This is a genomic window from Telluria beijingensis, assembly GCF_030770395.1.
Classification (GTDB): domain Bacteria; phylum Pseudomonadota; class Gammaproteobacteria; order Burkholderiales; family Burkholderiaceae_D; genus Telluria; species Telluria beijingensis.
In genome coordinates this window covers 4,124,331-4,147,316 of the sequence record NZ_CP132480.1, presented here as the reverse complement: position 1 = coordinate 4,147,316, position 22,986 = coordinate 4,124,331, and the positions used below count along the sequence as shown (strand labels likewise).

The 22,986-nt window shown below is 70.4% G+C and carries 4 protein-coding genes; all 4 read right to left on the bottom strand.

Annotation, left to right across the window (positions count from 1 at the left end; translation table 11 throughout):
- Positions 1-423: 423 nt before the first annotated feature.
- From Q9246_RS18355 to Q9246_RS18340, 4 genes are read right to left on the bottom strand one after another with little or no spacing between them, the layout of a single operon-like run.
- A complete protein-coding gene (locus tag Q9246_RS18355) occupies positions 424-1,749 on the bottom strand; it encodes an HlyD family efflux transporter periplasmic adaptor subunit (RefSeq protein ID WP_306392146.1) in 1,326 nt (441 codons plus the stop codon).
- Positions 1,750-1,759: 10 nt separating this feature from the next.
- The gene (locus Q9246_RS18350) at positions 1,760-2,533 is read right to left on the bottom strand and encodes an efflux RND transporter periplasmic adaptor subunit (protein ID WP_306392145.1); all 774 of its coding nucleotides are present in this window, start codon (positions 2,531-2,533) and stop codon (positions 1,760-1,762) included.
- Positions 2,534-2,546: 13 nt separating this feature from the next.
- The gene (locus tag Q9246_RS18345; RefSeq protein ID WP_306392144.1) at positions 2,547-4,538 is read right to left on the bottom strand and encodes a TolC family protein; all 1,992 of its coding nucleotides are present in this window, start codon (positions 4,536-4,538) and stop codon (positions 2,547-2,549) included.
- A gap of 12 nt (positions 4,539-4,550) precedes the next feature.
- Positions 4,551-21,722, bottom strand: coding sequence for a VCBS domain-containing protein (locus Q9246_RS18340; RefSeq protein WP_422802395.1), 17,172 nt, complete (start codon positions 21,720-21,722; stop codon positions 4,551-4,553).
- Positions 21,723-22,986: the final 1,264 nt, after the last annotated feature.

Genomic DNA, 22,986 nt, shown 5'->3' with positions numbered 1-22,986 from the left:
AACGCACATCGTTTTCCCGCTAGCCTCACCCCGTCGTTCCCGCGCAGGCGCACTGGTGTCCGGAACAAATTCGGATCCCGAAAAGGCGACCCTCTATAGCGAAATACACGTCGTACCCGCGCAGGCGTGTACCCAACTGCAGCGGACCAGCGGCTCAAACATCGCGCTCCGATACAGGCTGAGGCTATGCCTGCGCATGAGCATTCTATGACGTTACTTGGATTCCGGCCAAGGCGCCCGGCGAGCGCGGGAAGGACATGCTTACTTCGCGAATAAATATTCCGGACGCTAGTGCGCGCAGGCGGGAACCCAAGTTTGCATGCGTGACCAATGACGCGTGAGCTGGCAACTGCATTACGTACTTGGGTTCCCGCCTTCGCGGGAACGACGTGCGCGAGTTGGTGGTGGGTGTGACTCGGGTACTCAAATCCCGATCGTGCGCCGCAAGGTACGCAGCGGCTTGCGCAGGATGTAATACCCCAGCACCGTCCACTCTCCGTACACTTTCGCGGTGCCCTTCAGGCCCAGCCGCGGCACCGTCTCTCCGGGTGCAAAGGCGGCCTTGATCACATACGCCGGCGTGCCCTCGGGGCTGGTGCCGGCCTCGTACGAGGCCTGGGTCACCTTGGCCGCGTAGGAGCTGAGCGGGGCCACGTTCAGGTAGGCGCGCACCTCGGCGCCCGGGTCGAGCGCGATGGCGTCGTCCGGCGCCAGGTAGACCGTCAGCTGCGCCTGCGCCGGGTCGGCCAGCGTCATCAGGCGCTCGCCGGTCTGCACCGGGCGGCCACGCCACTCGTCGGCGTCGGCGAACAGCGCGATGCCATCAAACCGGGCGGTCGGCGCCAGGCGCGCCAGCAGTTCCTGCAGATACACCGTCTCGGCGCGCCGCTCGGCCACGCGCGATTCGAGCAGTTGCAGCTCGGCCTTCGAGGCGTCGTCGCCGAACGATTTGCCGGCCGCACGCGCGAGGTCGGCGCGCGCCGTGTCGAGGCTCTTGGTCGCCACCAGCAGGCGGTTGCGGGTCGCGGTATCGTCCAGCTCCAGCAGCTTCGTTCCCGCCTTGACGCGCTGGTTGGGCGCCACCAGGACCTGCGCCACCACGCCGTCGATCGGCGCCGTCACCGGCTGCGGGCGCGCCGGCGATACCTCGGCCGGCGCCAGCGCCGACAGGCGCACCGGGATCAACAGGCACAGGGGCAGCGCCAGCAGCAGCGCGCGCTTCCTGCCGCGCCCCAGGCCGCGCCAGGCGGCCGGCACGATGCGGGTCCAGCGCCGCCGCTCCCAGGCCCACAGCGCATGCGCCAATACCTGCGCCACCCACTGCGCCAGCTGCAGGTCGTCGTCGCCCCACGGTTCGGCGCGCGTCATCCACAGCCCGCCGACGCGCTGGCCAGTGGCCGCCACCAGCGGCACCAGCAGCAGGTGCTGCGGCATCCACTCGGCGCCGCTCTCGGCATCTTTCGGAAAGTCGGCCGGCGCCACCCGGCGCGGCGCATCCTCGATGGCCAGTTGCGCCACCGCGTTCGAGAACCACAGGCCGAACGGCGAGCGCGGCTCGACCTCGGACAGGCCGGACGCCGCCGCAAGTACCGGCTTGCCGTTCGGGCCCGCCTTCCACAGCAAGGTCTGCTCGTGGCCGAACAGCGCATGCGGCTCGTTGGCCGCCAGGAAGTCGGCCTCGTGGGCGCTGCGCGCACCGCGCAGCCGGCCCTCGAAGGCCAGCAGGCTGGCGAAATTGCGCTCGCTCATGCGGGTGTCCTCAACGTCCTTTGGTGACGCTGTCCGGGAACACCGCCTGGCCGATCATGCCCGGCAGCAGGCCGTCGGTCTTGCCGGTGAAGACGGCTTCGACTTCGAGCGACTGCGACACGCCATCGACGCGGCCATTGGTGCGCTCCAGGCGCGCCGGATAATCGCGGCCGGTCTCGGGCACGCGGATCGTGAAGGTGGTGCCGGGACGCACGCGCGCGGCCCAGGCGGCCGGCACGTGGACCACGGCCTTGCGGCGCGCATTGGCCACGATCTCCATCACCGGCTGGTTGACGGTCACGTTCTCGGCCTCGCGCGCCTTCAGGCGCACCACGCGCCCGGCATACGGCGCCCGCACCTGGCAGTACGCCATCTGTGCTTCCTGCTGGCGAATCAGGCTTTTCGCCTTCTCGGCGGCAGCCGCGGCCAGCGTCACTTCGAGTTCGCCGGCCGCGCCCAGGCCCTGCAGCTTGAGCTTGGCCAGGTGGGTCTCGCGCGCGCCCAGGTATTCGGCCTGCTGGGCGTCGAGCCGCGCGCGGGTCTCGGCGCAATCGAATTCGGCCAGCACGGCGCCGGCCGGGAAGGCCTGGCCGATCGCATAGCGGATCTTCGTGATCTTGCCCGGCATCTGCGCCGACAGCGTCGCTTCGCTGTCGGCGCTGATCAGGGCCGGCAAGGCGCCGCCCCCGTCCGGGACGGCGGCGGTGGCGGGAGGGGTCTGCGCCTGGGCGCCGAAGGCCGCGCACAGCATGGCCAGGGAGAGAGTAAGTCGTTTGATCATCATGATAAGCCTTGGATTATTTGTTCTTGGCGGCGTCGATCTTGTGCGACACCTGCGCCTTGACCTGGTCGGCGGCGCCGAGCAACTGCTGCGCCGATGGCGTGCCGCCGGAGACCGGGGCTGCGGCGACGGCCGGCGCCGGGGCTGGCGCGACGGTCGCGCGCCTGGCCGCGCCACGCAGCGGCGTCACCAGGCGGTAGGCGGCGCCTTCGCCCAGCGCGCGCCACTGGTCCTGGCCAATCGGGGTCACCAGGGTGCTCGACTGCTCGGCTTCGAGCAACACCTTGCCGGTGGCATCAACCAGGCGAATCGTCATGCGCGCCACCTGGCCGGCGGCGCCAGGCGGCTGCAGCTTGATGCTGGTGTCGACCTTGAACGCGGCCGGCTTGCCGGCTGCCGCCACCGGGATCTTGGACAGGCGCAGGATGCGCGCCATGGCGTCGTTGAAGGCGGCGCGCGCTTCTTTCGGCACGCCGGCGACCGGCGCCAGCGCCACCGGCTGCTGTTCCGGCAGGGCGGCCGGCGCGAAGTGCTCGGCTTCCCACTTGCCCAGGCGTTCCTCGAGCGCCGCCACCAGCGCCTGCGGCGCGCTGCTTTCCATTTCGAGCGGCAGCGGATCGATGCCCAGCGAGTTGTACAGGCGGCCGACGGCGCCCTGCACATTGGCGTGCACCAGGTCGCGGTTGACCTTCGAGATCATCCAGCGCGCGCGGGCCCGGATCAGTTCGAGCTCGGTCTCCAGGCCGGCCTGGTTCGACGCACTCAGGTAGCCGACGATGCGCGAATCGTCCTGCACCGCGTCGTTCCACACGGTCAGCTCGTCGTTCAGCAGCGCATAGCGCACCGCCGCCATGCGCGCCTGGGCCAGCACCGCGGCGGTCACCGCCAGCCGCCGCGATTCGTCGATGCGGGCATTGGCGGCGGCATTGCGCTTGACCGCCGGCATCGAGAACACCTTGAGCAGGTTGAACGAGACGTTCATCCCGGCCGAGGCCCAGCGGTTGTTGAGCAGGTAGCGGTTGCTGTCGTAGTTGGTGCCCACGTCGAAGCCCAGCGAAGGCAGCAGCGCCAGCATCTGCTTGCGGCCTTCGAGGTCGCCGATGCGGGCGCGGTAGGCTTCCTCGCGCAGCTCCGGACGGTGTTCGAGGGCCAGCGCCTCGAGCGTCTCGGGACGGGTGTTCAGCAGCGGCATGGGTGGCTGGTCGGCCGCCACGGCGGCTACCTGGAAGTCCTGGCCCGGACGCAGGTTGACGAGCTGGGCGAACTCGAGCCGCGCCTGTTCCAGCTCCTGGCGCCGCAGCACCAGTTGCTGGGTGAGGTCGAGCAGCGAGCGGCGGTAGGCCACGATCTGCAGCGGCGGCAGCAGCTTGCGGGTCTCGATCACGCGCGCCCTGGCGGCGGCCTGGTCGACGTCGTGCAGCAGCGCGTCCATCTGCGGCAGCAGGCGCTGGGCCGCCTCGGCGCGCCACCAGGCGGTACGCACGTCCAGCAGCAGGTTCTGCTGGGCCTTGCGGCGCCGTTCCTCGGCCACCAGCGACTGGTCGGCCAGCTGCTTGGCGCGCACATACGACAGGCCGAAGTCGAGCACGTTCCAGGCGAAGGTGACGTTATTGGTGTGGTGGGTGCGCTCGACCGCCGACGACGGCGTGGTCGAGATGGTGCCGGCCGGCGTGTAGCCGTAGCCGAACGAATCGTTGTCACGCCACGAATAGCCCGCCTGCGCGGTCAGGCGCGGCAGCAGGTCGAAGTTGGCCAGGTCGAGCTGGCCCATGGCCGCCGCCTCTTCCATCAGGCGGGTGCGGTAGTCCATGTTGTAGCGCAGTGCGCGCGCGACCGCATCGGCCAGCGTCAAGGGCTGGGTCAATGCTTCCTGGTCGTCGTACAGGCGATGCTGGTCGTCCTGCGCGCGCTGGCGATGGGCGTCGTCGTCGATGGCGAGTGGCCGGACTGCGCAGCCGGACACCGCAAAGGCGGTGCCGAGCATGGCAGCGATAAAGAGTCGATTCACGATGGTTCCTGGTTACGCTGAAATTGTCTGGTTGGTGTCCTGGCCTGCCCCGTCGGCGGCTGGTGCGGCTGAAGCGGCTGATGCGGATGGCGCGGCCGGCTTGGCCGGCGCCACCAGCGACATCAGGCTGTCGAGCAGCGGGTCGCCCCGGCGCGCGAGCTTGATCTGCTCCGAGAAGGCGGTCGCGCCGCGCTTGGCCACGTCCTTGCCCTTGGCCGGGGTCTCGGCCTTGCCGTCGTCCTGCGCCCGTTCCGCCCCCTCGATCCGCAGCAGGAAGGTGGTGGTCGCTTCGCGGCCCTCGTTGTCGCGCGCCACGACCTTGATCTCGAGGTCGGTGGCGTCCTGCGGCGGACGGCCGCCGAACACGCCCGAAGTCGGGTCGAACTCGACCCATTCCGGCAGCGGATTGCCGTCGAGCAGCAGCGCCTCGAGCTGCACGATGGCGGCCGGGTCGGTGTGGCCGAAGGCGTGGTTCGGCACGTGATAGTCGAGCATGCGGCCGACCGCGATCGTCGTATTGCCGATGCCCTTGAAGGTGAACAGGCGCTCGCCGCCCTTCTGCTGGCCTTCGACCGTGGTGTCGGCGGTCGCCTCCATCTTCATGCGCTCGACCGGGAAGCCGCGATCGACCGACTCCAGCTTGCGGGCGTCGAAGTCGTAGCCGGATCCGCCCCAGCCCTGCCCCACCTCGAAGCTGACGCGCAGCTGCAGGCGGCCCAGGCCGTCCTCGATCTGCCATGGCGACGCCGCGAAGTCGCGCACCTGGCCGCCGGCGCCGCCGCCGAACGCCAGGTCGATGCCCGACGGCGTCGGCGGCAGCGCGACCTGGGTCGACGATTCCTGCCGTGGCGGCAGCTGCAGCGAGCTGTCCACCTGCTGCGGCAACAGCACGTCGTCGCTGCCTTCGATGGTCACCGTCAGCACCGCCTCGTGGGTCAGGCCATCGGTGTCGCGCATCGTGTAGCTGAAGCGCTCCACCAGGCGTTGGCCGGCGGCCAGCTGCTCGACCGCCGGATGGCGCTGGTCGACCCGGTACACATAGCTGCCGTCCGGGTTCAGTTCCAGCACGCCGTAGGCGCCGCCGAAGCTGCCGGTGGTGACGACGGTCTTGCCGTCGCCGGCATCGACGTCGGCATCGTTTTCCAGCACATTGCCGCTGGCATCCAGGCCGCCGACGGCATTGTCCTGGCCTCCCGCCTCGACCGCGGTGGCGCTGTCGTCCTGCGCGACCGGGGCGTCGTTGGCGCCGCGGATCGTCACCACCAGGGTGGCGCTGCTTTCGGCGCCGGCGGCGTCGCGGATGGTATAGACGATGCGCTCGACCAGGGTGTCGCTGGCGGTACGCAGCGCCTGCACCGCCGGGTGCGCGTTGTCGAGCACATAGGTGTAGCTGCCGTCCGCCGCCAGGCTCAGGCTGCCGTAGGCGCCCGCCAGCACGCCGGTGCTGGCGACGGTCCTGCTGTCGCCGGCATCGGCATCGGTATCGTTGTCCAGCACATTGCCGCTCGGGTTCACGCCGGCGCTGCCATTGGCCACGCCGCCCGCTTCCACCGCGACCGCGACGTCATCGTTCGCCACCGGCGCATCGTTGGCGCCGCGGATCGTGACCGTCAGGGTCGCGCTGCTGCTCGCCCCGGCCGCATCGACCATGGTGTAGACGATGCGGTCGCTCAGCGTATCGCCGGGGCCTTGCAGCGCCAGCACGGCCGGATGGTCGTTGTCGACCACATAGGTATAGCTGCCGTCCGCGTTCACGCGCAGGCTGCCGTAGGCGCCCTGCAGCACGCCGGTGCTGCTCACCGTCTTGCTGTCGCCGGCGTCGATGTCGGTATCGTTGGCCAGCAGGTTGCCGCTCGGGTCGACGCCGCCGCCGGCCGCGCCGCTCGCCGTCGCGACGGCGGTATCGTCCGCCGCCACCGGCGCATCGTTGGCGCCGCGCACGGTGACCGTGAGGACCGCGCTGCTGCTGGCTCCGCTGGCGTCGACCATGGTGTAGACGAAGCGCTCGGTGAGCGTGTCGCCGGCGCCGCGCAGGGCTTGCACGACCGGGTTGGCATTGTCGACCACATAGGTATAGCTGCCGTCCGCATCCAGGCGCAGGCTGCCGTAGGCGCCGGCCTGCACGCCGGTGCTGGTGACGGTCCTGGTGTCGCCGGCATCGACGTCGGTATCGTTGGCCAGCACATTGCCGCTCGGGTCGATCCCGGCCGTACCGTTGGCCACGCCGCCCGCCTCCACCGCGATCGCCGTATCGTCGCTCGCGACCGGCGCATCGTTGGCGCCGCGGATCGTGATCGGCAGGGTCGCGCTGCTGTAGGCGCCGGCCTGCACGCCGGTGCTGGTGACGGTCGTGCTGTCGCCGGCATCGACGTCGGTATCGTTGGCCAGCACATTGCCGCTCGGGTCGATCCCGGCCGTACCGTTGGCCACGCCGCCCGCCTCCACCGCGATCGCCGTATCGNGCGTGTCGCCGGCGCCGCGCAGGGCTTGCACGACCGGGTTGGCATTGTCGACCACATAGGTATAGCTGCCGTCCGCATCCAGGCGCAGGCTGCCGTAGGCGCCGGCCTGCACGCCGGTGCTGGTGACGGTCCTGGTGTCGCCGGCATCGACGTCGGTATCGTTGGCCAGCACATTGCCGCTCGGGTCGATCCCGGCCGTACCGTTGGCCACGCCGCCCGCCTCCACCGCGATCGCCGTATCGTCGTTCGCGACCGGCGCATCGTTGGCGCCGCGGATCGTGATCGTCAGGGTCGCGCTGCTGTAGGCGCCGCTGGCATCGACCATCGTATAACTGATGGTGTCGACCAGGGTGTCGGCGGCGGTGCGCAGGGCCTGCACCGCCGGATTGCCGTTGTCGACCGCATAGCTGTAGCTGCCGTCCGCGTTCAGGCTCAAGCTGCCGTAGCGGCCGGCCAGCACGCCGGTGCTGGTGACGGTCTTGCTGTCGCCCGCATCGACGTCGGTATCGTTGGCCAGGACGTTGCCGGTCGGGTTCACGCCGGCCGTTCCGTTGCCCACGCCGCCCGCTTCCACCGCGACCGCCGTATCGTCGACCGCGACCGGCGCATCGTTGGCGCCGCGGATCGTGATGGTCAAGGTCGCGCTGCTGGTGGCGCCGCTGGCATCGACCATCGAATAACGGATGATGTCGACCAGCGTGTCGCTGGCCGTGCGCAGCGCCTGCACCGCGGCGTTGGCATTGTCGACCACATAGCTGTAGCTGCCGTCGGCGTTCAGGGTCAGGCTGCCGTAGGCGCCCTTCAGCGCGCCGGTGGTCGTCACCGTCCTGGTGTCGCCGGCATCGACGTCGGTATCGTTGACCAGCACATTGCCGGTCGGGTTGACCCCGGCCGAGCCATTGGCCACGCCGCCGGCTTCCACCGCGATGGCCGTATCGTTCACCGCGACCGGCGCATTGTTCATGCCGCGGATCGTGATGGTCAAGGTCGCGCTGCTGGTGGCCCCGGCCGTGTCGACCATCGTGTAGGCGATGGTGTCGACCAGGGTGTCGCCGGACGTGCGCAATGCCTTGACCGCCGCATTGCTGTTGTCGACCGCGTAGCTGTAGCTGCCGTCGGCATTCAGGGTCAGCTTGCCGTAGGTCCCTTCCAGCACGCCGGTGGTGGTGACGGTCTTGCTGTCTCCGGCATCGACGTCGGTATCGTTCGCCAGCACATTGCCGGTCGGGTCGATGCCATCCTCGTCGGCCGTCTCCACCGCGATGGCCGTATCGTTGACGGCAACCGGGGCATCGTTGGCGCCCTGGATCGTGATGGTCAAGGTCGCGCTGCTGGTGGCGCCGCCGGCATCGACCATCGTATAACTGATGGTGTCGACCAGGGTGTCGCTGGCCGTGCGCAGCGCCTGCACCGCGGCGTTGGCATTGTCGACCACATAGCTGTAGCTGCCGTCCGCGTTCAGGGTCAGCGTGCCGTAGGCGCCTGCCAGTTCGCCGGTCGTGGTGACGGTCTTGGTATCGTCCGCATCGACGTCGGTATCGTTGGCCAGCACATTGCCGGTCGGGTTCACCCCGGCCGTCCCGTTGGCCACGCCGCCCGCTTCCACCGCGATGGCGGTATCGTTGACGGCGACCGGCGCATGGTTGGCGCCGCGGATCGTGATCGTCAGGGTCGCGCTGCTGGTCGCGCCGGCCTTGTCGACCATCGTGTAGGCGATGGTGTCGACCAGCGTGTCGCTGGACGTGCGCAGCGCCTGCACCGCGGCGTTCGTGTTGTCGACCTCGTAGCTGTAGCTGCCGTCGGCGTTCAGGCTCAAGCTGCCGTAAGCGCCTTCCAGCACGCCGGTGGTGGTGACGGTCTTGCTGTCGCCGGCATCGACGTCGGTATCGTTGGCCAGCACATTGCCGGTCGGGTCGACCCCGGCGCCATCGCCCGCTTCCACCGCCTCGGCGGTATCGTTCACGGCGACCGGCGCATCGTTGGCGCCCTGGATCGTGATGGCGATGGTCGCGCTGCTGGTCGCCCCGGCCGCATCCACCATCGTGTAGCTGATGGTATCGAGCAGGGTGTCGCCGGCGGTGCGCAAGGCCTGCACCGCGGCATTGGCGTTGTCGACCACATAGCTGTAGCTGCCGTCGGCATTCAGGGTCAATGTGCCGTAGGCGCCTGCCAGTTCGCCGGTGGTGGTCACCGTCTTGCTGTCGCCGGCGTCGACGTCGGTATCGTTGGCCAGCACATTGCCGGTCGGGTTCACCCCGGCCGTCCCGTTGGCGACGCCGCCCGCCTCCACCGCGATGGCGGTGTCGTTCACCGCCACCGGCGCGTCGTTGGCGCCCCGGATGGTGATCGTCAGGGTGGACGAGCTGGTGAGACCGGCCGCGTCGCGCATCGTGTAGTCGAAGCTGTCGGTGAGCGTGTCGCCGGCCAGGCGCAGGCGTTCGACCGCCAGCAGCGCATTGTCGACGGTATAGGTGTAGCTGCCGTCTTCCGCCAGCTCCAGGGTGCCGTAGAGGCCCTGGAAGGTGCCGGCCGTGGTCACCGCCTTGGTGTCGCCGTGGTCAGGATCGGTGTCGTTGGTCAGCACATTGCCGCTCGGGTCGGTCCCGGCGCCGGCATTCCTGACGCCGCCCGCTTCCACCGCTTCCGCGGTATCGGCGACGGCGACTGGTGGCTGGTTCAGCGAGATGACGATCTGCGCCAGCGCCTGCAGGCTGCCGCCCTGGCCCTGGTCCTGACCGGCGCCTGCCACGCCGCCGCCATCGTCGTTGCTGTTGCCATCGACCAGGCGCCAGTCCAGGGTCACGCTGCTGTAGGCCGGCAGCGTGGCGCCGTTGGCATAGGTGATGTTCTGCGCCATCAGGTTGACGCGCTCGGTCGTGGCGGCGTCGTTGAAGGCGATCGACAGGCTGCCGTCGCCGTTCACATAGCTGCCGATCGCGACGCCGTCGACCGTGACGATGCCGTCGGCCAGCGCCAGCGGACCGCCGGCGCGGGCGCCGAACAGGTCGTCGCTGGAAGCGCCATTGGCGCGCGACAGCACCAGGCTGGCGCCGTTCCAGTCGTCGCGCTCGACGCCCAGTTCGCGGTCGCCGAAGGTGACGTCCGGATCGATCACGACCGGGCCCAGCTCGGGCAGGTAGGGGTTGTCGGGCGAGGCATTGACCGATACCGCATCCAGGCCGACGATCGCCGGCCCGTCGTTGACCGGCACGATCCGCAGCGCCACCGTGTCGCTGGCGCCCGAGAAGGCGCTGTTGCCGCCCGGGGTGCCGATGGCGACCGTGTCGCCCTGCTGGCCGCTGCTGCGGTCCCAGGCGCGGAAGGTGAGGCCCGCCGCCAGTGCGCCGGCGGCCGTGTTCACGTCCGGCAGCGGCTGGAAGTACAGGCGCGCATCGGGGCCGAGCAGCAGCGCTGCATCTTCGCCCACCTTGCCCAGCACATCCCAGCTGGCGCCGTCGTCGAACGACACCAGCCAGCTTCCCTTGCTGCTGTCCATGCCGGTCAGCGCGATGCCATGCGGCGCGGCGCTGCCGTCGGCGTCGCTGCTGCCGCCGGCGCCGATCAGGTCCGACACCAGGGTGCCGACCGCGCCGTCCGGCGCCGGGGCATCCTCGCGTTGCGTCACTTCGCGCACCGTGTCCACCAGGACCGGCGCGTCGTTGCTGCCGCTGATCGTGATCTCGACCGTGCGCGTGACGACGCCGCCCTTGCCGTCGGCAATGGTCACGTCGAAGCGCTCGACCCGGGTCTCGCCCGCGGCCAGGTGCTCGATCGCGTTGGCGTCGACGGAGTAAGTCCAGCGCACGGCGCCGCCGTTGCCGCTGCCGGTGGTGTCGTCGGTTACGGTGGCCACCAGGCTGCCCAGCGGGTCGCCCTGTGGCGCGACGCTGACGGTGTGCGTGTCGCTCAGGTCGACGTCGGAGAAGCCGATGTCGCCGCTGTCCTGCAGCACGCCTTCGGCCACGACCGGCTCGGCGATGCTGCCGGCCAGGTCGGCGGTCGTCACCAGCGGCGCGTCGTTGGTGCCGGTGATGACGACCGTCAGGGTCGCGCTCACCACGCCGCCGCGGCCATCGCTCACCGTATAGGTGAACACCTCGCTGAGCTGCTCGCCGACGGCCAGCGCCTGCACGCCGTCCAGGGTGTTGTCCAGGGTGTAGACATAGGCGCCATCGGCGTCCATGCGCAGGCTGCCGTAGCTGCCCGCGACGTCCGTGCCGAGGTTGGCGCCCAGCGGCGTGCCGCTGCCCGCCGCCACGCCCGCGACCGTCAGCGCATCGTCGTCGCTGTCGTCCGCATCGGCGATGACGTCGCCTTCCACGGTGCTGGTGTCGCTGGTGGCGATGCCTTCGCTCACCTGGCCGTTGCCGGCGCCGGCGACCGGCAGGCGGTTGATGTGCAGCGTGATGTCGCTGGAAGCGGTCAAATTGCCGCCCGCGCCCTGCTGCTGGCCGGGACCGGTGTTGCTGTTCCGGTCGTCGACCGTCACCCGCAGCACCACCCGGTCATAGGCCAGCGCGCCCGGCGTCACCTGGGTGTTGGCGTAGGTGATGCCGCGCAGCGCGGCGGTGACCGCCTCGCTGGTGGCGCCGGCGCCGAAGGCGATCGCCAGGCGGCCGCCCGACTGGGTATAGGCGCCGATGTCGGCGCCATCCACCAGCACGCGACCGTCCATCAAGGCCAGCGCGCCGCTGGCGCCGAAGCGGTCGTCGCCGGATGCGCCGTCGGCGCGCGCGATGGTCAAGGTCGCGCCCGACCAGTTGTCGCGCGCATCCAGTTCCAGGTCGCCCAGGGTAGCGTCGGCGTCGATGACGACCGCCGCGCCGCCCTGCACGTGGCGGACGTCGCCGGTCGCGTCCAGGCCCAGGGTCGGTCCGTCGTTGACCGGATCCAGGGTAACGGTGCTGGTTGCCACGCCGGTCGCCGCGCCGATGTCGGCGGCGTCGGCATCGGCCACGCTCCAGGTGATGGTGCGGGTCGCGCTGGCGTTGGCGCCGGTCGGGTCTTCGCTCAGGTTGTCGAAGCCGACCTGGCGCAGCACCGCCTCGTAGTTGGCCAGGGTATCCACGCCAGTCAGGGTCAGGGTGCCGCTGGCGGCATCGTAGCCGCCGAAGGTGATGGCGGTGCCGGCGATGGTCTCGCCCGCCACCGCGCCGGCCAGGACCAGGCGGTCCCAGGCCGCCTGCAGGCCGCCCGAGATGCGCACCGTGGCGCCGCTGGCATGGGTGTCGTCCTTGTCCGCCAGCGTCAACTGCGGCGACAGCGCGACCGCGCCGCCGTTCTCGGTAAAGCTGGCATTGCCGGCCGAGATGGTCGGCGCATCCGCCGTCGCCCGCACCGCGATCGTGCCCTCCAGCACGGCGAACAGCGGGCCGCGCACGTCGGCGCCCGGATCCGACAGGTTGCCGCCGTCGCTGAGCGTGATGCCCAGGCCACGGGTCAACGCATCCACGCCGACGCTCGGGTCGTCCGAGCTGCTGGAGTAAGTCAGGCGGGCCAGCAAGGCCTTCACCGTGGCCGGCGTCGCCTTGTCGTTCAGGGTCACCACCAGGTCGCCCGCCGCGCCGCCGCTGTAGCTGCCGACCACGACGTTGCCGTAGCGGAGCACGCCGCCGGCGGCGCCGATCTGGCCATTGCCATTGCCCTGGTGGGCAATCGCCAGGCTGTCGCCGGCCACGTAGCGGTCCAGGTGCACGGTCAGCGAACCGCCGGTCAGCTTGCCGTTGCCGATGTCGGCATCGGCGACCAGGATCGTGCCGCCAACCAGGAACAGCGCGGAGCCGCCTTCGGTGTAGGCGCCGCCGATGCTGGTCGCGCTCATGGTCGGCGCGTCGTTGTCGCGAATGACCGTCACCTCGAGCGAGGCGACGCCGGCCGCCGCGGGGCCGCCGGCGCCGTCGTTCACCGTATAGGTCAGCGTGCGCGTGGCTTGCGGCGCATCGGTGTTCACGGCGAAAGTGAGGTGTTCCAGGATGCGTTCGGCGATCGCGGCGTCGGCGCTGGCGTTCAGCGCCAGCACCAGGTTGGCGCCGTTGCCGCCGCTGGCCGTGCCGACCTCGATCCAGGCCGCGCCGTCCGAATGCAGGATCGTCGTGCCGCGCAGGACGACGGCGCCAGGGTTGGCCGCGGGATCCATGTCGGCGCTCCACGCCGGCAGCGACACGCGGTCGCCGGCCGCCAGGCCCGATACCGTCAGGGTGGCGCCGGCATAGTCGACGTTGTCGGGGTCGACCAGCGTGATGTCGCGGTCGAGCCAGGCCGGCGTGGCCTGGATCCGGTTTTCATGGAAGCTGACGTTGTCCAGGCCCGACAGGCGCGGCTGGTCGTTGACCGGCGTCACGCCGATCGACACGGTTGCGCGGTTGCTCGGCAGCAGATTATTGGCAGGGCTGTCGACGCCATTGTCGTCCATGCCGGCGTCGACCACCTCGATGGCGACCGTGCGCGTGCCGGCGCTCGGATCCTCGCTCAGGTTGTTGTAGGTGATGCCTTTCAATAGCGCCTGCACGCTGTCCAGCGAGACGGTGGCGCCATCGAGCGGGACGAAGCGCACGGTGCCCGTGGCGCTGTCGTAATCCAGCTTCAGGCCGCCGACTTCGAGGCCGACGACGTCGGTGCCCAGCGCGATCTCGTGGCCGCCGATGGTCAGCACTTCGCGGTTGCCGTCGAGGACACCGGCGATGGTGAAGGTCACCCGCACAAGGTTGGCGTTGTCGGTGTCCGCCAGCACCGCATCGGGCACGATGGCCAGCGACTGGTGCGGGCCGTTGGCGGCCTCGATCCAGGTCACCGCATGGTTCTCTCCCGCGCCGTTGCCGTTGAGGTCGACCAGCGGCGGGTCGTTGGCCTGGACGATGGTGATCGCGCCGCCGATGCTCGCCGTCAGCGGGTCCGGCCCGCCCGCATTGCCGCCGGCCTGCTGGTTGTTGCCGTCGCTGACGGTAATGGTGAAATTGCGCGTGCCGCTTGGCGGCGTGTCGCCGGTATGCTCGTAGCGGATCGCCTCGAGCACGCGGTTGACCTGGTCCAGCGTAGCCGATTGCGCCAGGGTGATGACCAGCGGGGCGCCGTCGACGCCGCCGCTGACGCCGGCCACGCCGGCGGGCGTGCCCGCGAGGCTCAGCCTGTCGGCGGTCACGCCGCCGTCGAGGTTCACCGTGATGCGGCCGGCGCCGAATACCGCGTCGCCCAGGCGGCCGGTGGTCGCCAGGTCGAGGTCTTCCAGCCAGGCGTTGCTCACCAGTTGCTGGGCCTCGGTGCCGATGCCGGCGACCGCCGATTCCTCGATCTCGCCATTGAAGGCGCTGTTGCGGCCACCGCTGGTGGGCAGCAGCGGGGCATCGTTGCGCGCGGCAATCGCCACGTCGACCGTGACGGCGCTGTTCGACACCCGCGATTCGAGCGTGTCGCCCGTGGTGTCCACGGTCTGCAGCGCATCCCTGGTGGTGCTGAACGTCAGCGCCGGTGCGTTGTCGACCGCGGCGCCAATCGGGATCAGGTTCTCGACCGCGTACACGGTCAGTGCCGGCCTGGCGCTGCCATCGGTGTTGGCATGCTCGTCGGCGACGAAGCGCACCTCGGTCGCCTTCGACAGCAGCAGCGCATTGGCGGCCGTGAAGCCCTGCGGCGCCAGCTCGGCCAGGTCGACCCATTCGCCGCCCAGCCTGACCTGCCAGTCGCCGATGCCGGCATTGTCGAAACCGGCGATGGCCACGCCGGCGAAGTTGCCCGCGACGCCGTCCGGGTCGCGGAAATTTTGTCCCAGCAGGGAATCGAGGGTGCGCTCGCTCGCGGCCACATCCTCCTGCGTCGCGATGGTGGCGCCGGTCGTGAACGACGGCGCGTCATTGCTCGGCTTGAGGTCGATCAGCACCTGGGCCGTTGTGGACAGCGGACCGCCGCTGCCCTGGGCGCCGCCATTGCCGTCGGAGAAAGTGACGTCGATCGTCTTGCGCTGCTGTTCGAGCGCATCGTTGTCGTTCGAGTAGGCCAGGTTCTGCAGGATGGCATTGACCGCCTCCCCGGTGGCGTCGGCGGTGAAGGTCAGCACCAGGCGGCCGCTGGCCGCGCTGTTGTCGCTGATGGTGGCGACGTGCACGCCGTTGTAGCGGATCGCCGAGCCGTTGTTGAACAGCTTGACGTCGGGGCCGGGCTGGGTCGAGCCGCCGCTGGTCGAGATGCCGTTGACGCCGTTCTGGACCACGAAGAAATCGTTCAGGTCGGCCGTGCCGTGGTTCTGCACCGTCAGCGTGGCGCCGGCAAACGTGGCTTCCAGGCGGTCGGTCAGTTCCACGTCATACAGGCTGGCGCGCAGCTTGCCGTCGGTGGCGTTGTCCAGCAGGACCGCCGAGCCGGCGATATTGACGCCCACCGCTTCGATGAAGACCACGTGGTCGCCATCGAGGTCGCGGATCACCGGTCCGTCGTTGACCGCCCGCACGCTGGTGCCGAGCGTGGTGCGGTTCGACCAGCCGTCGGTGCTGCCGGTGGCCAGCGCCTTCAGGTCGGCGTTCGAGGTGCTGCGCTCCAGGCCGGTGCCGTCCGACAGGCGCACGCCGAGCGAACCCACGGCGCCGTTGTAGTTGGCCTGGTCCGGATGGAAGCGCAGGCGGTCGGTGCTCTCCAGCACCAGCGCGCTCGATTCACCCAGGCCGCTGCGCGGCACGTCGTGCCAGGTCTGGCCGCCGTCGAGCGAGAACTGCCAGCGGCCCTGGTCCGGCGTGGACGCGTTGGCGACGATCGCGATGCCGGCCGGCGTGGCGCCGTTCGGGGCGTCGGGATCGGTAAAGCGGCTGCCGAACAGGCTGCCGACGGTGGCGCCGGTCGCCGCGGGCAGGTTGCCCGCGTTGTAATCCATCCCGACTGCGCCGGCATCCTCGTCCACCGGGGCGAGCTGGCCCGCGGTGGCGCCTGGCGCATCGTTGGTGCCCGTCACGTCGACGTTGAACGTCAGGGTATCGGTGAGCGCGCCGCCTGCTCCTTGCGCCGGCGGCGTGCCGGCATTGCCGTCGTTGAAGGTGACGTCGACCTGGATCCTGCCCTGCAGGCTGTCGGACACGCTGCTGAAGGTGATGCGCTTCATCAGCGCGTCGACGTCGCCCCGGGTGGCGCCGGCATTGAAGGTCACTACCAGGCTGCCATTGCCCCCACCCAGCGTGGCCACGGCGCGGCCATCGACCGACACCACGCTGCCATTGAGCGCGACCGACTTGCCGTCGCCGCCGAAGGCGGTATCGATGCCGAAGCGGTCGCTGGCGACCGCGCCGCCCTGGCGCGCCACCGTGAGGCTGCTGCCGGCGAAGTCGTCTTCGCCGGTGACGGTCAGTTCGACGTCGCGCACCAATGTGGCGTCGCCATTGCCGTCCAGCCGCACCGGGCTGCCTGCCACGCCGGCGCCCAGGCCTTCGGTGTAGGCAACGGTGTCGCCGCCGCCCGCGATCTCGGGGGCGTCGTTGACCGCGGTCACCGCGATGGTCACGGTCGCGATCTCGCTTTCCACGTTGGCGCTGTCGAGCGCGGTGAACTGGAAGGCGACGCCGCCCTTGCTGCTGTTGAAGTCGGCGTCCGGCGTGAAGGTCATGCCGGTGGCCTGGGCCAGCGTGATGACGGTCGGACCGGTGATGACGGTGCCGTCGCTGGCCCGCAGCACGCCGTGCTGCGGCAGGCTGACGATGCGGTAGCGGTCGACGTCGGCGTCGCCGTCGCCTTCCTGCCCGGAGTCGGCCTCGCGCGACTCCAGGCTGAAGGTCAACCGGCCGTCTTCGGCCACTGTGAACGCCTGGTCTTCGGTGATCGGTGCATCGTTGACCGGCGCGATCGCCAGCGCGACGGTGCCGCTGGAGGACAGCGGGCCGCCCAGGCCGGTGTTGCCGCGGTCGTTCGTCACGATGGTGAGCGTATCGGCGCCGTTGTAGTCGGCGTCCGGGCGATACACCATGCCCTCCAGCGCGGCGTTGATCTGGTCCAGGGTGCCCCGGATCGTCACCGACTCCGTGCCATTGGCAACGATGCTGCCATGGCCGGCACTGACGGTCAGGGTGCCGTGGCCGACGCTGACCGTGGTGACCAGCTGCGCGCCGGGCGTCTCGTTGGCGTCGACGTCCGACACCACGATCGCATTGCCGTGGGCGGCGCCAAACACGAGGCTCGTGTCTTCGTCGAGCGCCTGCCGGCCCGGCAGCGCATGCGCGGGCGCGTCGTCGACCGGTTGCAGCCGGATGTCGATGCTGGCGCGCACGGTCTCGTTGGTGTCGGTGCTGCCGTCGCCCTCGCCCGGCACGCCGGGCAGGTCGGGATCGACGCCATTGTTTCCCTGGTCGTCGACCAGCACCTCGATGCGATCGAGGCCGTTGTAGTCGCGGTCGCCCTGGTAGACCAGGGTCGCGAGGGCGGCATTGATCTCGCCCTGGGTGCCGGTCAGCACCACGCTGGCGCCGCCGTTGCCGGCGATCGACAGGCCGCCGGCGCCGCTCAAGGTCAGGCTGCCGTGGCCGACGCTCAGCGTGACCTTCAGCGGGCCATGGTCGGGATCGATGCTGCCGTCGCGGCGCCGGCTGTCGGGATCGACCACGACGATGCCGGGGACCGCCAGCGGCTTGTCCTCGGCGCCAATGCGGGCGCCCGGCACCGACACGGTCGGCGTATCGTTGACCTGCATGATGTCGATATTGAAGCGGCCCGGCGGCTCGACCCGGTCCGGATCGGTCACGCCATCGTCGCCATTGCCGCCACTGCCGTCCGACAGCACATAGGCGAAGAAGTCGGAGTGCACGCCGGCGCCGGTCGCCACCGGCGTTTCCAGTCCGTCGTGTTCGTAGCGGATCAGGCCATCGATCAGGTCTTGCACCGTAAAGGCGCTGCCCACGCCCAGCAACTGGCCGTCGCGGGTCAGCTCGCCGTAGCGCACGCCCTCGGTGATGCGGAACTGGACCTGGGTCGGGCTGTTGTCGGGGTCCATGCCCAGCAGGTCGGTCAATTTGGAGAGGTCGCCGTCGCCGAGCAGGTCGCGCACCTCGAGCGTCTTCCCTTCGCCTTCATACAGCGCCTTGCCATTGCCGGCCACGGTGTCGCCATCCCATTCCAGCACCAGGCCGGTATCGACCACGATCTCGGGATAGGCGTTCACCGGCACGATGCGGATCGTGACCGGCGCGCTATTGCTGCTGTTGTCGGCGCCGCTATCGTCGGTGACGATGAAGCCGATGCTGTCGGCCGCGGTGCCGTCGCCCTTGTGCACGTAGTGCAGGCCGCGCGCCAGGTCGGCGGCGCCGATCACGGTGTCGGTATCGACCACGCGCCAGCTGGTGGCGTCGGCCGCGTCGTAGACCCGGCCTTCCACTGCCATGCGCAATTCGCCGTGGAGCGGCATGCCGTCGATGCGGAAGCTCAGGGTGTCGGGCGCCGCATGGCCGGTCGACTTGTCGCTGCCGACGCCGTCGACGTCGCTCGCCCCCAGCACCGCGCTGTCGATCACCACGCTGCCGCCCTTGGGCACGTTGACGGTGCCGCCGGCGATGTCCGGGCGGTCGTTGAGCGGGTTGACGTCGATGTCGAAGGTGAATTCCTGGTTCAGGCGCGCCGCGCCGTCGGTCAGGCGGAAGGTGAAGCTGGAAATGAAATCCTCGCCGCCGTCGTGCACGAACTTGATGCGGCCGTCGAGCACGTCCTGCTGGGTGAAGCTGTCGCCCGCGTGCAGCCGGCGCGCGCCGTTGCCGAGGGCGGTCGGGGTGCCGCCGGCGTCGTAGTACAGCGCGCCATTGGTCAGCCCGGCCAGCGCGGCCAGGGTATAGGTCAGTTGCGACGGCGTGTTGTCGCGGTCGCGCGCATCCAGGTGATCGGCGGTGATGGTCGCCACCGCGCCTTCGTCGAGCTGGAGCGGGGCCTGCGCCAGGGTCGGCGCCTCGTTGTTGGCGATCACGTAGACCGTGACCCGGGCGCTGGCGGTATTGCCCGCCTCGTCGCGCACGGTGTAGTCGTAATAGCCGGTGCCGCTGAAGCCTGCCGCCGGCGTGAAGCGCACCAGGCCGCCGTCCAGCGCGACCGTGCCATTCACGGCGCCGCCGACCCCGATGATGGTGAGCGCGCCGACGCCGCCGTCGTTGGCGGCGGGGTTGGCCGCGATCGGCGTATCCTGGCGCGTGACCAGCACGTCGTCGCGCGCCACCATGCCGGGGCCGTCGCCGCCGTCGACCGGGCCGACCACCACCGGCACCTCGATGACCTGCAGGGCGTCGCCGGCGTAGATGCCGCCCGGACGCTCCAGCACCGCGTTGTACTTGCCGTCGCGGACCGTGACGCTGAAGCTGTCTTCGGCGCCGTCGATATTGCGGTATGCCAGGCGGCCGCTGCCGATGTCCTGCTGGGTGAAGCTGTCGCCCTTCCCGATCGGCTTCCCGTCCAGCAGCAGCACGCCGCGCGCCGGCGCGGTCTCGACCACGTAGGTGATGGTGTCGCCCTCGGGATCGACGGCGCTCAGCTGCCCGCTGCCGATGGTGACGGTCTGGCCCGGGGCCGCGACCTCGAGGCCCTTGTTGGCGACCAGGATCGGATCGTCGTTGACCGCCACCACGCTCACGCCCAGGCGGTTGAGATTATCCGAGATCGCGCTGCTGCCGCCGCGCTGGCCACTTGATGTGTCCAGCGTGATCCGCTGCTCGCCGCCGGCGGTGCCGGAGACCGCGCCGGCATAGGTATTGTCCAGCACCCGCACCTGCAGGGCGGCCGGCTCGCCATGGTAGTTGGCCACCGGGACGAAGCGCACCAGGGTATCGGCCGCCAGCACCAGCGCCGCGCCATGGTCGTTCACCTGGCCGATCGCGGCCCACTGGCCGTCCGGGCTGCGGTATTCCCAGCGCCCCTGGGCCTGGGCGTCGGCGGTATTGCCGACGATGGCGATGCCGCCCACGCTGGCGCCCTGGTCGACGTCGAGCAGCAGGTAGCCGGCCAGGTCGCGGATCGCGCTGCCGTTGTTGGCCTGTTGTCCGTAGCTGTCCGGATCTTCGTTGATCACCAGGCCCAGGTCGCCGATGCCGATCGGCGCGTGGTTGGCGTTGCCGATGGTGAGGTTGATGGTGGCGGCCGCGCCGTCGTTGGCGCTGCCGCCGGCGCCGTCGCGCAGGGTCACGCGGAAGCTGTCGCTGCTCGCGCCCTTGCCGTCGTGGGTGTACACCAGCTTGCCCAGGTCGGCGTAGTTGAACACCACGCCGGGCAGCACCGCCGCCCCGTCCAGGGTCAGGGTGCCGTGCGCCGGCAGGCTCTCGATGCGGAACACGAGCTGCTCGTCGGTATTGTCCGGATCGACAACGCGGATCGCATCCTGCGAGAAGGTGAATTCGCCGCCGCGCTGCGCCACATGGGCCTGCAGCGGCGCGCCGCCGCCCACGCTGTCGCCCGGCACGTACAGCACCGGATCGTCGTTGACCGGCGTGACGCGGATCGCCAGCGTGCGCTGCTCGGTGGAGATGCCGTCGCTGACGCTGTAGGCCACGCCCTGGGTGCCCGGCTCGCGGCCGTCGTGGGTATAGCGGATGCGGCCGGCGTCGATGTCGGCCTGGGTGAAGGTGTCGCCGGCGCGCAGCAGCACGCCGCCCAGGCGCAGCTGGCCGGCATCGAGCTGGGTGCCGTCGGCCAGGATCGTGTACACGATGTCGGCCGGACCGGCATCGCGGCTGGTGATGCTCAGGACGTTCGAGGTCAGCACCGCGCTGTCGCCTTCGCGCACGCGCAGGCTGCGGTCGATCGCGACCAGCAGGCCGTCGGCATCGGGCGTAATGATCGTGCCCAGTTCGGCGCCGACGGCGTCGATGTCGGCCGCGGGCGCCACCGCCAGCGTCACGCGCTGGCCGTCGCTGCTGAACGTGCGCACGCCGCTGGCGTCGATCGCGTGGACCGTCAGGCTGCCGGGGCGGCCGTTGAAGTCCGGGCCCGGCACGAAGCGCAGCAAGGCGCGGGTATCGAGCGCCAGCGCGGCGCCGCGCGCCACATTGCCGACCGCCAGCCAGCTGGCGCCGCTGTCGACCGAATACTGCCACTGGCCCTGGCCCGGCTGGCTGCCGTCGAAGCTGATCGCGATCCCGGCCAGCAGGTCGCCGTCGGCGTCCGTGAAGCCGTCCAGCAGCTCGGCGACCGTCGCGCCGGGCGGATCGAGGGTGTCTTCCTGCACCGGCGCCAGGTTGGCTTCGCCGGTAACCGGCGCGTCGGCCACCGGAGCGATGGTGACGGCGATCGTGTCGCTGGCGCTGGCCGGGGCCGGACCGGAGTTGCCCAGGTCGTCGATGGTGACCCGGATCGTGTCGCTGCCATGGTAGTCGGCATCGGCGGTATACAACAGGCCGGCCAGGGCCGCGTTGAGCTGGTCCAGCGTGCCGCGCAGGACCACGCGGGCGCTGCCGTCGCCGCTGACCTCGAGGCCGGCGCTGTCCAGCAGGGACAGCACGCCGTGGGCGGCGGTCACGGTCACCTGCTCGACGTTGTCGCCGCCGTCGCGGTCGGCGACCACGATGCCGGTCAGCGCGACAGGGCCGGCGTCTTCCTGGATCGCCAGCGGGCCGGGCACGGTCACCGTGGGCACTTCGTTGAGCGCCGTCACGCTGATATGGGCGGTGCTGGTCTCGCTGCTGGCGCCGGCGGCATCGACGGCGCGGAAGGTGAAGCTGGCCGCGCCGCTGAAATTCGCGGTCGGGGTAAAGCGCAGCTTGGCCGCCTGCGCCGTCGTGAGTTCCATGCCGGCCGTGACCACGGCGCCGCCGTCGATGCGCAGCGTGCCATTCAGGCCGGCGATATCGACGATCACGAACTTGGTCAAGGCGGCGTCGGTGCTGGAATTCGTGCCGCGGTCGGGGTCGAACGCCGTCAGCGCGATCGCCAGGCTGCCGTTCTTGTCGACCGCCAGCTCCAGGTCTTCGGTCTGCGGCACGTCGTTGACCGGCGTGACCCGGGTGGCCAGGCTGGCGCCGTCGCGGTCGATGTCGCTGCCGACAGTGACGGATGCCGTCTGGCGCGTGGCGCCGCTGGTGAAGCTGCGCGCGCCGCTGTCGTCGACCGCGTGCACGGTCAGGCTGCCCGGGGTGCCGAACCAGTCGGCGGCGGGCGTGAAGCGCAGCCTGGCCGTGGCGTCGAGCAGCAGCGCCGAGCCCTGGCTCACGGTGCCCACCGCGCGCCAGCTGGCGCCGTCGTCGGTCGAGTATTCCCAGCGGCCCTGGGCGGCGGTGGCGGCATTGGCGCTGATCGCGATGCCGGCCAGGCCGTCGTCGTCGGCATCGCTGAAGTTCGGCAGCAGGCTCGCCACCGCGGCGCCAGCCGCATCGCGCACGTCCTCGGCGACTGGCGCCAGCTGGGACACCGTACCGGTATCCGGCCGGTCGGCCACCGGCTGCACTTTCACGGAAAAATTCAGGGTGACCGGATCGACGCTGCTGTCGGCGTAGTTCCTGACCGTGACGCGGATCGCCACGTCGCCGCTCCAGTCGGCGCCAGGGCGGAACTTGAGGCCGGCCAGGAAGCGGTTGACGCCGTCGCGGTCGCCCTGCGAGCTGATCTCGCGGTCGGACACATTGCCGTCGCTGATCACGCCGTCGCCGCTGACGACGCGCACTTCGACGTCCCAGGTCATGCCCTCGGTGAGCAGGCTGGTGCGGCCCGCGTCGCCCGTATCGGTGTCGAAGATCGTGCCGAAGTCGAAGTCGCTGTCTTCGCGGCCCAGCTGGGCGCCCGGCGCGGCGCTGAACGCGGGCGCCGCCGACATGCTGGCCATGGCGGCAGACGGCGCGGCCTGCGGCCGTGCCGGCGTTTCCGCGGGCGGGGTGGCGGCGGCGTCGATGTCGTCGGCGCTGTCGGCGCTGTCGGCGCTGTCGATGGCATCGGCGGTGTCCGCGCTGTCGGTCGCGCCGGCATCGACATCCTCCAGCGATTCCTCCGCCGCCGCATCGGTACCGGCGTCGTCCTGCGCCGCCTCGTCCGTCTCCGGCGCCGATCCGGCATTCATGGCC